The organism is Methylobacterium sp. GC_Met_3, from assembly GCF_026540775.1.
GTDB lineage: Bacteria > Pseudomonadota > Alphaproteobacteria > Rhizobiales > Beijerinckiaceae > Methylobacterium.
Genome location: NZ_JALNUL010000018.1, coordinates 63,376 through 75,654, shown reverse-complemented (window position 1 = coordinate 75,654; position 12,279 = coordinate 63,376). Strand labels below are relative to the sequence as shown.

Sequence of the window (12,279 nt, the reverse complement as noted above, 5' to 3'; positions counted from 1 at the left end):
TCCCAAGGCGGGAACAAGATAGCTTTCGGGTGTGAACGTCGTAGCGCGCTCCGCCCTGGTGGCTTTCTGGAAGCGGTATCCTCGGTCGGAGGTGCCACTCAGGACGTGGTACGATCAGGTTACGAAGGCGCAGTGGACCGGCCCCGCCGGCATCAAATCGGCGTTCGGCAGTTCAGTCGATCTATCGGCGACAATCGAGTCATCTTCGATATAGGCGGCAACAAATACCGTCTGATCGTCAGAGTGTCTTACACATACAAGGCGTGCCAGATTAAGTTCATCGGCACCCACAGCGAGTACGATTCCGTCGATCCGCTCATCGTGGAGGTCAGATGATGCAGGAAACCGCGGATACGACGCAGCAGGCAAGACCGGTTGAGAATGTCAGACCCATCCGCACGCCTGCGGATCACCGCTGGGCGCTCGCGGAAGTCGATCGCTACTTCACGCAGGAGCCCGCCGTCGGGACACCCGACGGCGACCGATTCGAGGTTCTTTTAACTCTGATCGCCGCCTACGAAGACCAGAATTTCCCGATCGCGGCGGCCGATCCGGTCGAGATCCTGCATTTCGCCATCACCGATATGGGCCGCTCGCAAAGCGAGTTGGCCCACCTGCTTGGCTCGCGGGCGCGCGCATCCGAGATCCTGAACCGGAAGCGGGCGCTGAGCCTGGGCCAGATCCGGGCGATCAGCGCGGCCTGGAACCTGCCGATCGCGTTGCTCGCAGCCCCTTACCGCCTGGAAGACGACGCGGCCTGAGCGAGCGCCCGGCCGGCCGGATCCCTTCAGTCGCCGATCTGCCCACGCTTGTAGCCGAAGCCCGGGATCTCGCAGCCGCAGGACGCGCCGGGCGGCCTGGCCGGCGCCGGGCAGGTCCCGCGGGATGTGATGCAGCTGCTGTCGTCCCACCGGCGGCGCGCGTCGGGGTCCCGATACCGGGGTCGATCATAGGCGCCGTAGGGCGGCGGAGGGGGCGGCGGCGGAGGGGGCATGTTCCAGTCATCGTCCGCCGGCGGCGGCGGGGGCCGGTGGCGCAGCCTGGGCGCGTACTCGTAGCGGCCCGGCCCGGACTCCCCATACATGTAGACGTTCGCATCCGGCCCGACCTGCGCGCTTGCCGGGCCGGCGAGCGGCATAGCCAGTATCAGGGCGGCCAAGGCCGCATGCGTGATCCGCTTGTCCATCCCATCCTGCCTCGACTCGCCGGTCGGGATCCTGCGCGCCGGTGCTGGCGCGAACCTGTGCCGCGGTGACGTCGCGGTGGGATCGTGATCATGGCTGCGGCCGTTGCCCCGGCGGGGTGGTGCCGCTACCTACGCCCTGCCGCGCATTCCCGCTCTGCGCCCCCGCTGCTCTCCCACCCGCGCATCCCGTGTTCCCGAGGACCCTGTCATGGAGCTGCTCAGGCTCGCCGCCCTCGACGCCGAGGACCTGACCGTGATCTCCGCGCATCTTCAGGACGCGATCCTGCGGCCGGAGGATCTGACCTACCTCGCCGGCGAGCAGCGGTTCCTGATGGTCGCCCGGCGCTTCGACTGGACGCCCGACGTGCCGCCCCGGCGGCGGCTGGCCGGGCTGCACATCGAGCGCGTCCTAGCCGTGAAGACGCGGGGTCTCAGCCAGGACGACGCGATGCCCATGAGCCTGCTCGCCTTGACCTTCACGCCGACCGACACGCCCTCGGGCCTGATCGATCTCGTCTTCTCCGGGGGGGCGGCGGTGCGGCTGGAGGTCGAGTGCATCGAGGTCCGGATGAAGGATCTCGGCCCGGTCTGGGAGGCAGCCACACGACCCGGCCACGATGTCGACCGGCCGGACGTGGCCCCCGGCACAGCGGCCTGACAGGAGACGGAGAAGTCTGATGGTCCGGCTCGATAGCAGCGATCCGCATTTTGCCGCCGATTTCGCGCGGCTCCTCACGGTCAAGCGCGAGATCGCCGAGGACGTGGACGAGGCCGTGCGCGGCATCATCGGTGACGTCGTCGCCCGGGGCGATGACGCCCTGGTGGATTATACGCGGCGCTTTGACCGGCTCGGCCCGGACTTCGCGGCCGCTCACCTCCGGGTGACCGAGGCGGAAATCGCCGCGGCGGTCGAGGCCTGCCCGTCCGAATCCCTGGACGCCCTGCGCCTCGCCGCCGAGCGGATCGAAAGCTTCCACGCCGCCCAGAGGCCGACCGATCACCGCGCCACCGACGCGCTCGGCGTCACCGCCGGCTGGCGCTGGACGGCGCTGGAATCGGTCGGCCTCTACGTCCCGGGGGGGACGGCGAGCTATCCCTCTTCGGTGCTGATGAACGCGCTCCCGGCCCGGGTCGCCGGCGTACCACGCGTCGTCATGGTGGTGCCGACCCCGGACGGTCAGATGAACCCGCTGGTGCTCGCCGCCGCGCAGCTCGCCGGCGTCCACGAAGTCTACCGGGTCGGCGGCGCTCAGGCGGTGGCCGCCCTCGCCTACGGCACCGCCACCATCGCGCCGGTCGCCAAGATCGTCGGCCCCGGCAATGCCTGGGTGGCGGCGGCCAAGCGCCGGGTGTTCGGTCAGGTCGGCATCGACATGATCGCCGGTCCCTCCGAGGTGCTGATCCTGGCCGACGGCCACGCCAACCCGGACTGGATCGCCGCCGACCTCCTGGCCCAGGCCGAGCACGACGTGGCCGCCCAGGCGATCCTGATCACCGACAGCGCCGAACTCGCCGGGGCCGTCGAGGGGGCCGTCGAGCGGGCGCTGACAACCCTCCCCCGCCGCGAGATCGCCCGCGCGAGCTGGCGCGACTACGGCGCGATCGTGCGCGTGCACGATCTCGAAGAAGCGGTGCCCCTCGTCGACCGGCTCGCACCGGAGCACCTCGAGATCGAGACGCAGGATGCCGAAGCGCTGGCCGCCAAGATCCGCAACGCAGGGGCGATCTTCCTTGGCTCGCACACGCCGGAGGCGATCGGCGATTACGTCGGCGGTCCGAACCACGTCCTGCCCACCGCGCGCTCGGCCCGATTCTCGTCGGGGCTCGGGGTGCTGGATTTCATGAAGCGGACCACGATTCTCGCCTGCACGCCGGAGAGCTTGCGGGCGCTCGGCCCGGCGGCGATAAGCCTCGGCCGGTCGGAGGGCCTGGAGGGGCATGCCCGCTCCGTCGCGATCCGGTTGAACCTGTGAAGGGATGGGGATGGCGGAGAAGCAGCGTGGGCCGAACCGCCTCGCGAAGGTGAGCCTCGATGAGGCCTCCATCGCCCGCGGCAACCCGGATCAGGAGCACGAGCGGGCGATCGCGCTGTTCGACATCCTGGAAGACAATGCCTTCACCATCCCGGGTCGGGAGGGGCCCTATGCGCTGACGCTGGGGCTGGTTGAGAACAAGCTGTCCTTCGCGATCACCACGGTGGACGGAGAGCCGGTGATCACGCACCTCCTGTCGCTGACGCCGTTCCGGCGGGTGATCCGCGACTACGAGATGATCTGCGAGAGCTACTACAACGCGATCCGCACCGCCTCACCCTCGCAGATCGAGGCGATCGACATGGGCCGGCGGGGCCTGCACAACGAGGCGTCGGAGACGCTCAAGCACCGCCTCGAGGGCAAGGTCGATCTCGACCACGACACGGCGCGCCGCCTGTTCACCCTGATCTTCGCCCTGCACTGGAAGGGCTAGGGCGCCTTCCGCGCCGACCGGCGATGGCGGAGCCCCCTCCAGAAACCACTCCGAAGAAGCGGCGGGTCCAGTCCGTCCTGTTCATGTGCAACTACAACGCCGTGCGCTCGGCGGCCGCGGAGGCGATCGCGCGCGCCTATTTCGGCAAGTCGACTTACGTTCAGTCGGCCGGGGTACGCTCCGGCGAGCCCACCGACCCATTCATGATCGCGGCCCTCGACGAGATCGGGATCGACGCGAGCCGGCACCGCCCCCGCACCATCGAGGAGTTGGAGGATTGGGAGGGTCTGAACTTCGACCTGATCATCACCCTCGCGCCGGAGGCGCATCACCGGGCGCTCGCCTTGACCCACACGCTCGCGGCCGATGTCGAGTACTGGCCGACCGCGGACCCGACGCTGGTGCAGGAAGCCTCCCGCGAGCAGAGACTCGAGGCTTACCGAGATGTCCGCGATGGTCTGACCCGGCGGATCAAGGCCCGTCTGAAGGCTGAGCGATGACAGGCCCGGCTGCTTGCCCGCTTCTGGAGACGGGCATGCAGGCACCACTGGTGAGGCGCGCTCTCCTCCGCCGAACCGAAAGCGACTTCGGCAGAGCGCGCTTTAGCCGGGAATGCTGATCAGCCAGGCGCGGATGCGGCCAGCCAGCAGCGGCCGGGCGCGGGCGACGTCTTCGTCGTCGAGGAGCGGAGAACCCGTCAGTGCGGCGAGATAAGCCTCTTCGGGGGCCCGGCAGGCCTGAAAGGCGGCATCCGCCGCGAGATCCCGTGCGGTGAGCACGGACTGGATCCGGTAGTTGCGGGCGAGGCAGTCGCGCCACAGAGCGTGTCGCGTCGCGGTCTCGCCCGTCGCCTGCGCCGGGCAGGCCATCGCGACGACGAGCACGGCCATCAGGAGCGGAACCGGCGAAAAGACGCGGGGTTGCGGCATCGATCAGACACTCCGGACCTGACCAGAGTGCCGCAGACGCGGTTAGCGCCCGGTTAACACGCACCCTGCTCCGCCGCGGAACCACCGTTTAAAAACCGGCCTGGTTGTCACCGCTCGGGTCCCGTCGAGAGCCGTCTCAGCGGTTCGCGGTCGTGACCGGGGAGGTGACGCCGCCGAGCGACACCCAGGCGACCGCATCCTGGCTCTCGCGCTTGATGAACACGTAGCCGGTCTTGTGCCAGGGCAGGATCGCGTTGGTCTTGTTGTCGAGCACCAGATCGCCCCGGTCGGTGATCAGGGTCAGCACGGCGTGGCCCTCGCCCTTCTCGTCGATCACCACGGTCATGCGCATCGCCCGGCGCGGCAGCCCGGCCTCGGCCAGCAGGTGGCGCTTGAGCAGCTGGAAGTCCTCGCAGTCGCCGATGCCGTCCTCGGCCAGGTCCCAGCGGTCGGCCACGTGCAGGTGGTCCTGATCGGTCATCGGCTCGATCGCCTTGTTGACCCGCCGGTTGACCGACACGATCGTCGCCCAGGTGGCGGGCGTCAGGCTGATACGCGCCGGCTCGGTCCGATCGACCACGCACTCGGAGGCGTAGCCCTGGCAGAACGTCACCCAGGCCGCGATCGGCTTCGCATCGCCCAGGGTCGTGCCGCCGACCTCCGTGGGCAGGCTGGCGAGGGTCTGGGCCTCGGCCGTGGCGGCGAGACCGAGCAGCGCCGCAGCACCGGCCAGCGCCCCCCGAACCATCCTGAAAAGCCCCGCGCCCATCGAACCCGTCCCCGTTGTCGAGGCCAGAATTGCGCCGCAGAGCCTCCGCGGCGCTGAAAGCGATGCGCGCAATTTTATCGATTCGCCGACGCGCCCGAGGTCCTGCGTGACAGCGTCGACGGGTGGCTTGGGAAGCTCGGCAAATCCGCAGGATCGGCTTCGGGAAGCGGAAACCTTGAGGGTTCGTTCAGGGGCCGAGGAGCTTCACGAAGGCGACGCCGGCTCCGAAGAAGGCAGCACCCGCCGTCATCCCGGCCAGGGCGACCTTCCACGGGGCGAGCGCCCGCTCCCGCTCAAGCTTCGCAGCTTCGGCCATCAGCGTCTTCTGCTCGGCGACGAATTTTTGTGACTCGTCCATCGCACGGAAAACCCGTGTGATCTGCTCAGCAAGATCGAGAGAGTCCGGCGTAGAGGTCTCGGCCATCGGCCCTGATTCGCAAGCGTTCCGATACTCATAACCTGAGCGCCGCGAGACGCGACGGCAAGGGTTGCCGCCTCACCCCGCTGTCTGGTCGAGCTTGCGCTCCGCCTCGCCCTTCAGCTCGGGAAAATCCGTCTGCGTGTAGGCCCGGCCCCGATGCGGATCCTCGGTGATGCCCGCATGCTCCAGGCGGCGCAGCTGCACCCGGCGGATCTTGCCCGAGATGGTCTTGGGAAGCTCCGTGACGAATTCCAGCCCGCGCAGGCGCTTGAAGGTCGCGAGCCGCGCGTTGGTGAAGCGGAAGATGTCGAGGGCCGTCTCTGGACCGGCGGAGGCGCCGGCCACCAGCGACACGTAGGCCTTCGGGATCGTGTGGCGCATCGGATCCGGCACCGGGACCACCGCGGCTTCCGCCACCGCCGGGTGCTCGATCAACACGCTTTCCAGCTCGAACGGGCTGATCCGGTAGCCGGAGGATTTGAACACGTCGTCGGCCCGGCCGACGAAGGTGAAGCAGCCCTCTCCGTCCACGAAGGCCACGTCGCCGGTGCGGTAGAGGTCGCCCTCCGCCCCCGACAGGTGGCCCTGGCCGTCGTCATAGCCCTGCATCAGGCCCGCGGGGCGATGCGCCCCCAGTTCCAGGCAGACCTCGCCCTCGGAGGCCGGCTGGCCATCGGCGTCGAGCACGCGCACCCGATAGCCCGGAAGGGGACGGCCCAGCGCCCCGGGCACCACCGGCTGGCCGGGTGAGTTGGCCATCAGCGCTGTGGTCTCGGTCTGGCCGTAGCCGTCGCGGATCGTGAGGCCCCAAGCGGTCTTCACGCGCTCGATCACCTCGGGATTCAGCGGCTCGCCGGCCGCGCAGACCTCGCGTAGGGCGAGTCGCTTCCCGGTCAGATCCTCCTGGATGATCATCCGCCAGACCGTCGGTGGCGCGCACAGCGTGGTCGCGCCGGTGCGCTCCAGCTGCGTCAGCAGCGCGGCGGCGTTGAACGGTGCTTGGTTGATCACCAGGATCGTCGCGCCCGCGTTCCAGGGGGCGAAGAACGACGACCACGCGTGCTTGGCCCAGCCCGGCGAGGAGACGTTGCAGTGGATGTCGCCGGGCTGGAGCCCGAGCCAGTACATGGTCGAGAGCGCCCCGACCGGGTAGGAGCGGTGGCTGTGGCGCACGAGCTTCGGCTTCGCGGTGGTGCCGGAGGTGAAGTAGAGGAGCAGCGGATCCTCGGCCCCGGTCGGCGCGTCCGGCGCGAAGGTGTCGGGCGACCCGAACGCGTCGTCATACGCGCCCCAGCCCTCCGTCGCGGGGCCGGTGACGATGCGGATCGCATCCCCCGTGTCGAGACCGGCGAAGCGCGCGATCTGCTCCGGCCCAGCGACGATCGCCCGGGGGCGGCCGCGGGCGAGGCGGTCGGCGAGTTCGTCGGCGGTCAGCAGGGTGGTCGCCGGGATGACCACGGCGCCGAGCTTCATCGCCGCCAGCATGGTCTCCCAGAGGGCCGGAACGTTGCCGAGGAGCAGGAGCAGGTGGTCGCCGCGCTTCAGGCCACGCTGGCGCAGGTGATTGGCGACTTGGTTGGAGCGCCGGGTAAGCTCGCCGAAGGTCAGGCTCTGCTCGGCGCCGCTGCCGGCTTCGACGATCCGCAAACCGGCACGGTCGCGGCTCTCGGGGCCTGCGAGGACCGCGTCGAACCAGTCGAGCGCCCAGTTGAACGGAACCGGCTCCGGCCACGCGAAGGCCGAGATGGCGGCGGCGTAATCGGTGCGGTGGGCCAGCAGAAGATCGCGGGCCTCCTGGAAGCTCGGCATGGTCGTTCCCCCTCCTTGTCGTTGTCTCTCCTGCCCCGGCTTCTTCAGGCCGGGATCAGATCCTCGCCGGCCTCGCCGCGCGCGAGGCGCTGGACCATGCCGGTGTGGAACTCGCCGATTTGCCCGGCGATCGCCCCGGCGCTGCGGCCGTTGCGGGTGAAATCGTCGGCGTTCAGGGCAATCAGACCAGCCGTATAGCCGGCTTCATTGTGTTCGAACGGGTCGGCATAGAGCCACGTCCACCAATCCCGGGCCGGGATCAGGCTCGCACCCGGCTTGACCCGTAGGGCCGCCAGGAACCGAAAATGACGGGCCAGCTCCTTCCGCCAGACCGCCTGCGTCTCCGGCGCGACGTCGAAGGCCAGCAGCTTCACCAAGTGCTCGTTGATGGTCTCCTCGCGCCCGCGCGCCTTCTGGGCGACGATCGCGCGGGGGAAGGCCATCTCGAACCGGAGTTCCGAATCGTGGTCCAGGACATCCATGGCCTTCTGCCCGTTCAGGTGTTCTCGAACCGGGGCGGCCGCTTCTCCACGAAGGCGGCCATGCCCTCCTTCTGATCCTTGGTGGCGAACATGGCATGGAATACCCGCCGCTCGAAGCGGATGCCCTCCGTCAGCGTGGTCTCGTAGGAGCGGTTGACCGCCTCCTTGGTCATCATGGCGATCGGCAGCGACATCGACGCGATGGTCTCGGCCGCCTTCATCGCCTCGTCGAGGAGCTGGTCGGCCGCGATCACCCGGGAGACGAGCCCTGAGCGCTCGGCCTCGGCGGCGTCCATCATCCGGCCGGTGAGGCACATCTCCATCGCCTTCGCCTTGCCGACGAATCGCGTCAGCCGCTGGCTGCCGCCGATCCCCGGCATCACGCCGAGCTTGATCTCGGGCTGGCCGAACTGCGCATTGTCGGCCGCCAGGATGATGTCGCACATCATGGCGAGCTCGCAGCCCCCGCCCAGCGCGTAGCCCGCCACCGCGGCGATGATCGGCTTGCGCACGGCGACGAAGCGGTCCCAGTCGCCGAACCGGTCGCCCGCGTACATCTCCGCGTAGGTGGCGTGCTGCATCTCCTTGATGTCGGCGCCGGCCGCGAAGGCCTTCGCGGAGCCGGTCAGCACGATGCAGCCGATCCCCGGATCGGCATCCGCCGCGGTCGCCGCCTGGATCACCTCGCGGGTGAGCTGCGCGTTGATGGCGTTGAGCGCCTTCGGCCGGTTGAGGGTGATCAGCAGGACGCGCCCGCGCGTCTCCGTCAGGATCGTCTCGTAGGTCTCGCTCACGACTCGCCTCCCTGCCCGCGGAGCATACGGATGATCGCGGAAAAGTCCTCACCCCCGTGGCCGCCGCCCGCGAACAGGCTGTAGACCTGCGCGGCCTCGGCGCCGAGCGGCGTCGCAGCCCCCGCGGCGAGCGCCGCCGCTTGAGCCAAGCGGAGATCCTTGAGCATCAGCGCTGCGGCGAAGCCCGGCTTGTAGTCGTTATTGGCCGGCGAGGTCGGCACCGGACCCGGCACCGGGCAGTAGGTGGTCAGCGACCAGCACTGGCCCGAGGAGACCGAGGCCACGTCGTAGAGTGCCTGGTGCGACAGGCCGAGCTTCTCGCCCAGGGCGAAGGCCTCGCTGACGCCGATCATCGAGATGCCGAGGATCATGTTGTTGCAGATCTTGGCCGCCTGCCCGGCCCCGGCCGCGCCGCAATGGAACACGTTCTTGCCCATCGTCTTGAGCAGCGGCTCGGCTTTGGCGAAGGCGGCCTCGGCGCCCCCGGCCATGAAGGTCAGCGTGCCGGCCTTTGCGCCGCCGGTCCCGCCGGAGACCGGCGCATCGATGGACGGGCAGCCCCGCGCCTCGGCCAGCGCATGGGCCCGGCGGGCGCTCTCGACATCGACGGTGGAGGAATCGATCAGCAGCGTGCCTGCAGGCACGGCCTCGGCGAGCTGGGTCCAGACCTCGACCACGTGCCGCCCGGCGGGCAGCATGGTGATGACGGTGTCCGCACCCTCGGCCGCCTCCAGCGCCGATCCTGTCACGGTGATTCCTGCGGCGCGGGCGGTCTCCAAAGAGGCCGGGACCAGATCGAACCCGCGCACCGTGTGACCGGCTTTCACGAGGTTGGCCGCCATGGGGCCGCCCATGTTGCCGAGACCGATGAACCCGATGGTCTGCGCCATCCCGTCCTCCCTTGTTGTCGTCCGTTTCTTCCACCCGCGTCCTCATCCTGAGGTGCGAGCGCAGCGAGCCTCGAAGGAGCCCTCCAGACGTCGCCGTGATCCCTGGAGCCCTCCTTCGAGGCCTCCGCTTCGCTCCGGCGCCTCAGGATGAGGGCGTGGGTGGGAGAAGGCGAGGCTTCATCACACCGGCCCCGTGCGTGATTCCGAAAAAACCGGCTCCGCCCGCTTCTCCAGCCAGTGGGCGATCCGCGCTGGATCGACGCCGTCGAGGGTCGCGGGATTCCAGCGCGGGCTCTTGTCCTTGTCGATCACCGCGGCGCGGATGCCCTCGCGGAGATCGCCCTCCGCCAAGACGGCCAGCGAGGCGTGGAACTCGCGCTCCAGGCAGGCCTCCAGGTTCGGCGCGCCGCGCCCGAGGCGCAGCAGGCAGAGCGTGAGGATGAGGCTCGTCGGCGCCTTGGTCAGAAGGGTCTTGCGCGTCGCGGCCGCGAAATCCGAGCCGTCGGCGTCGAGGGCCGCCAGGATTTCATCGACCATGTCGAACGCGAAGCACCGGTCGATCACGGCGCGATGCACCGCGAGCGGTGCCGGCCCGGGATCCTGCGCGAGGCGCGCGATGACGTCCCGCACGCCCGCATCCCCGGCATCCGGCGGGAGCGCCGAGAGGGCGTCGATCAGGTCGGGGAGCGCCGAAGAGGGCACCATGGCGTCGGCGAAGTTGCAAAAGATCGCGTCGGCGGCACCCATCGGCTCGCCGGTGAGGCCGAGATAGGTGCCGGTCTCGCCCGGTGCCCGCGGCAGCAGCCACGTGCCGCCCACATCCGGAAAGTAGCCGATGCCGGTCTCCGGCATGGCGACGCGGGAGCGCTCGGTGACGATCCGGTGGGCCGCATGGCCGGCGAGCCCGACGCCGCCGCCCATGGTGATGCCGTCCATTATCGCCACGAACGGTTTTTCGTAACCGGCTATGCGTGCATCCAACCGGTACTCGTCCCGCCAGAATGTTTCGGCCGCGACCAAATCTGCGCTGTCGTACAGGGTGCGCAGATCGCCGCCGGCGCAGAGGCCGCGCTCGCCCTCGCCGGTGAGCAGCACCGCGGCGAGGCCCGGATCCGCCGAGAACTGGTCGAGCGCCCGGTCGATCTCGCCCACCATGCCGTGGGTCAGGGCGTTCAGCGCCTTCGGCCGGTTGAGCCGCAGGCGCCCCAGGGCGCCGACGCGCTCGACGATCATGTCGCTCATCGGTGGCCCCCGGTCATCGCGCGGGCGATGATCACCCGCATGATCTCGTTCGTCCCTTCGAGGATCTGATGCACACGCAGGTCGCGGACGATCTTTTCCACGCCATACTCGGCGAGGTAGCCGTAGCCGCCATGCAGCTGCAGCGCTTGGTTGGCGATCTCGAAGGCCGCGTCGGTGACGTGGCGCTTGGCCATGGCGCAGAGCTGCGTGGCCGCCGGATCCTTGGCGTCGAGTGCCGAGGCCGCGTGGCGCAGGAAGGTGCGCGAGACTTCGAGGCTGGTCGCCATATCGGCGAGCCGGAACTGCAACGCCTGGAAATCGGTCAGCTTCGCCCCGAAGGCACGCCGGTCGCCCATATAGGCGAGCGCCTTGTCGACGGCGGCCTGCGCGCCGCCGAGCGAGCAGGCGGCGATGTTGAGCCGGCCGCCGTCGAGACCGCTCATGGCGATGCGGAAGCCCTGGCCCTCCGCGCCGAGGCGGCTCCCCACCGGCACGCGGCAGCCGTCGAAACGCACGGCGCGGGTCGGCTGGGCGTTCCAGCCCATCTTGCGCTCCTCGGCCCCGAACGACAGGCCGGGCGTGCCCTTCTCCACCACCACGGCCGAGATGCCCCGCGGGCCGGCCTCGCCGGTGCGGACCATGCAGACGTAGAGGTCGCTGACGCCGGCGCCCGAGATGAACTGCTTCTCGCCGGTGAGGACATAGTGGTCGCCGTCCCGCTCGGCGCGGGTGCGGAGTGCCGCCGCGTCTGAGCCCGAGCCCGGCTCGGTGAGGCAGTAGCTTGCGATGCGCTCCATGCCCATGAGCGATGGGAGCCACCGCTGCCGCTGGTCGTCGTCGCCGTAGGCGTCGATCATCCAGGCGCACATGTTGTGGATCGACAGGAACGCCGCCACGGTCGGGCAGCCGGTGCTCAGCGCCTCGAAGATCAGGGTCGCGTCGAGGCGCGACAGGCCCGAGCCGCCGACATCCTCGCGGACGTAGATGCCGGCCATGCCCAGCGCGGCCGCCGCCCGCAGGGTCTCGACGGGGAAGGTCTTGTCACGGTCCCAGTCGAGGGCATGGGGGGCGATGTGCTCGGCCGCGAAGCCGAGGGCCATCTCGCGGATCGCGGTTCGATCCTCATCGAGCCCGAAACTCATGGGCATGGCTCCGAAGGTTCAAGCGGGCACGTTCCCCTCCCGCTTGCAGGGAGGGGTTAGGGGTGGGGGTGGTGCAGGAGGCACCGCAGCGCTCGATCCTGCACCACCCCCACCTCCGGCTCCTCCCCGCAAGGGGGAGGAGAGAACAC

At 69.5% G+C, this 12,279-nt stretch carries 15 protein-coding genes and 1 pseudogene; 6 read left to right on the top strand and 10 right to left on the bottom strand.

Annotation, left to right across the window (positions count from 1 at the left end):
• Positions 1-31: 31 nt before the first annotated feature.
• Both OXS27_RS19860 and OXS27_RS19855 read left to right on the top strand, forming a co-directional pair.
• Positions 32-336 (top strand): annotated as a pseudogene (locus OXS27_RS19860) (type II toxin-antitoxin system HigB family toxin).
• Complete coding sequence (locus OXS27_RS19855; RefSeq protein ID WP_243918698.1) at positions 333-761, top strand: XRE family transcriptional regulator; 429 nt, start codon at positions 333-335, stop codon at positions 759-761. The pseudogene OXS27_RS19860 and the gene OXS27_RS19855 overlap by 4 nt, the downstream one beginning before the upstream one ends.
• 26 nt (positions 762-787) lie before the next feature.
• Here the strand turns inward: OXS27_RS19855 and OXS27_RS19850 are convergent, their stop codons facing one another.
• A complete protein-coding gene (locus OXS27_RS19850) occupies positions 788-1,186 on the bottom strand; it encodes a hypothetical protein (RefSeq protein ID WP_267358348.1) in 399 nt (132 codons plus the stop codon).
• A gap of 208 nt (positions 1,187-1,394) precedes the next feature.
• Here OXS27_RS19850 and OXS27_RS19845 point away from each other — a divergent pair, with 208 nt between their 5' ends.
• From OXS27_RS19845 to OXS27_RS19830, 4 genes are read left to right on the top strand one after another with little or no spacing between them, the layout of a single operon-like run.
• Entirely contained in the window at positions 1,395-1,844 is a 450-nt protein-coding gene (locus OXS27_RS19845) for a DUF2948 family protein (protein ID WP_243918694.1), read from the top strand.
• 19 nt (positions 1,845-1,863) lie between these two features.
• Positions 1,864-3,159, top strand: a complete 1,296-nt coding sequence (gene hisD, locus OXS27_RS19840; protein WP_267358347.1) for a histidinol dehydrogenase — start codon at positions 1,864-1,866, stop codon at positions 3,157-3,159.
• A gap of 10 nt (positions 3,160-3,169) precedes the next feature.
• Positions 3,170-3,652, top strand: a complete 483-nt coding sequence (locus OXS27_RS19835) for a UPF0262 family protein (protein ID WP_243918691.1) — start codon at positions 3,170-3,172, stop codon at positions 3,650-3,652.
• 23 nt (positions 3,653-3,675) lie between these two features.
• The gene (locus OXS27_RS19830) at positions 3,676-4,152 is read left to right on the top strand and encodes a low molecular weight phosphatase family protein (RefSeq protein ID WP_243918689.1); all 477 of its coding nucleotides are present in this window, start codon (positions 3,676-3,678) and stop codon (positions 4,150-4,152) included.
• Positions 4,153-4,254: 102 nt separating this feature from the next.
• On the opposite strand, the gene OXS27_RS19825 is transcribed toward OXS27_RS19830, so the two are convergent.
• The 9 genes from OXS27_RS19825 to OXS27_RS19785 all read right to left on the bottom strand — a co-directional run bounded on the left by OXS27_RS19825 (position 4,255) and on the right by OXS27_RS19785 (position 12,130).
• Positions 4,255-4,581 carry a hypothetical protein gene (locus tag OXS27_RS19825; RefSeq protein ID WP_267358346.1) on the bottom strand — a complete coding sequence of 109 codons (327 nt, stop codon included), beginning with the start codon at positions 4,579-4,581 and terminating at the stop codon, positions 4,255-4,257.
• Positions 4,582-4,717: 136 nt separating this feature from the next.
• Complete coding sequence (locus OXS27_RS19820; protein WP_267358362.1) at positions 4,718-5,329, bottom strand: transglutaminase-like cysteine peptidase; 612 nt, start codon at positions 5,327-5,329, stop codon at positions 4,718-4,720.
• Between the two features lie 208 nt (positions 5,330-5,537).
• The gene (locus tag OXS27_RS19815; protein WP_243924779.1) at positions 5,538-5,774 is read right to left on the bottom strand and encodes a hypothetical protein; all 237 of its coding nucleotides are present in this window, start codon (positions 5,772-5,774) and stop codon (positions 5,538-5,540) included.
• A gap of 72 nt (positions 5,775-5,846) precedes the next feature.
• Positions 5,847-7,580: an AMP-binding protein gene (locus tag OXS27_RS19810; RefSeq protein WP_243924780.1), complete on the bottom strand. Its 1,734-nt coding sequence runs from the start codon at positions 7,578-7,580 to the stop codon at positions 5,847-5,849.
• Between the two features lie 44 nt (positions 7,581-7,624).
• Positions 7,625-8,062 carry a hypothetical protein gene (locus OXS27_RS19805; RefSeq protein WP_267358345.1) on the bottom strand — a complete coding sequence of 146 codons (438 nt, stop codon included), beginning with the start codon at positions 8,060-8,062 and terminating at the stop codon, positions 7,625-7,627.
• 14 nt (positions 8,063-8,076) lie between these two features.
• A complete protein-coding gene (locus OXS27_RS19800; protein WP_243924782.1) occupies positions 8,077-8,856 on the bottom strand; it encodes an enoyl-CoA hydratase in 780 nt (259 codons plus the stop codon).
• Positions 8,853-9,746, bottom strand: coding sequence for a 3-hydroxyisobutyrate dehydrogenase (gene mmsB / locus OXS27_RS19795; protein WP_243924783.1), 894 nt, complete (start codon positions 9,744-9,746; stop codon positions 8,853-8,855). The genes OXS27_RS19800 and mmsB overlap by 4 nt, the downstream gene beginning before the upstream one ends.
• A gap of 180 nt (positions 9,747-9,926) precedes the next feature.
• The gene (locus OXS27_RS19790; protein ID WP_267358344.1) at positions 9,927-10,988 is read right to left on the bottom strand and encodes an enoyl-CoA hydratase/isomerase family protein; all 1,062 of its coding nucleotides are present in this window, start codon (positions 10,986-10,988) and stop codon (positions 9,927-9,929) included.
• Positions 10,985-12,130 carry an isobutyryl-CoA dehydrogenase gene (locus tag OXS27_RS19785; protein ID WP_267358343.1) on the bottom strand — a complete coding sequence of 382 codons (1,146 nt, stop codon included), beginning with the start codon at positions 12,128-12,130 and terminating at the stop codon, positions 10,985-10,987. The genes OXS27_RS19790 and OXS27_RS19785 overlap by 4 nt, the downstream gene beginning before the upstream one ends.
• Between the last annotated feature and the right edge of the window lie 149 nt (positions 12,131-12,279).

Coding starts and splice junctions, on each gene's coding strand:
- OXS27_RS19855 (WP_243918698.1), top strand. CDS start 333: ATGATGCAGGAAACCGCGGATACGACGCAGCAGGCAAGACCGGTTGAG.
- OXS27_RS19850 (WP_267358348.1), bottom strand. CDS start 1,186: ATGGACAAGCGGATCACGCATGCGGCCTTGGCCGCCCTGATACTGGCT.
- OXS27_RS19845 (WP_243918694.1), top strand. CDS start 1,395: ATGGAGCTGCTCAGGCTCGCCGCCCTCGACGCCGAGGACCTGACCGTG.
- hisD (WP_267358347.1), top strand. CDS start 1,864: ATGGTCCGGCTCGATAGCAGCGATCCGCATTTTGCCGCCGATTTCGCG.
- OXS27_RS19835 (WP_243918691.1), top strand. CDS start 3,170: ATGGCGGAGAAGCAGCGTGGGCCGAACCGCCTCGCGAAGGTGAGCCTC.
- OXS27_RS19830 (WP_243918689.1), top strand. CDS start 3,676: ATGGCGGAGCCCCCTCCAGAAACCACTCCGAAGAAGCGGCGGGTCCAG.
- OXS27_RS19825 (WP_267358346.1), bottom strand. CDS start 4,581: ATGCCGCAACCCCGCGTCTTTTCGCCGGTTCCGCTCCTGATGGCCGTG.
- OXS27_RS19820 (WP_267358362.1), bottom strand. CDS start 5,329: ATGGTTCGGGGGGCGCTGGCCGGTGCTGCGGCGCTGCTCGGTCTCGCC.
- OXS27_RS19815 (WP_243924779.1), bottom strand. CDS start 5,774: ATGGCCGAGACCTCTACGCCGGACTCTCTCGATCTTGCTGAGCAGATC.
- OXS27_RS19810 (WP_243924780.1), bottom strand. CDS start 7,580: ATGCCGAGCTTCCAGGAGGCCCGCGATCTTCTGCTGGCCCACCGCACC.
- OXS27_RS19805 (WP_267358345.1), bottom strand. CDS start 8,062: ATGGATGTCCTGGACCACGATTCGGAACTCCGGTTCGAGATGGCCTTC.
- mmsB (WP_243924783.1), bottom strand. CDS start 9,746: ATGGCGCAGACCATCGGGTTCATCGGTCTCGGCAACATGGGCGGCCCC.
- OXS27_RS19790 (WP_267358344.1), bottom strand. CDS start 10,988: ATGAGCGACATGATCGTCGAGCGCGTCGGCGCCCTGGGGCGCCTGCGG.
- OXS27_RS19785 (WP_267358343.1), bottom strand. CDS start 12,130: ATGAGTTTCGGGCTCGATGAGGATCGAACCGCGATCCGCGAGATGGCC.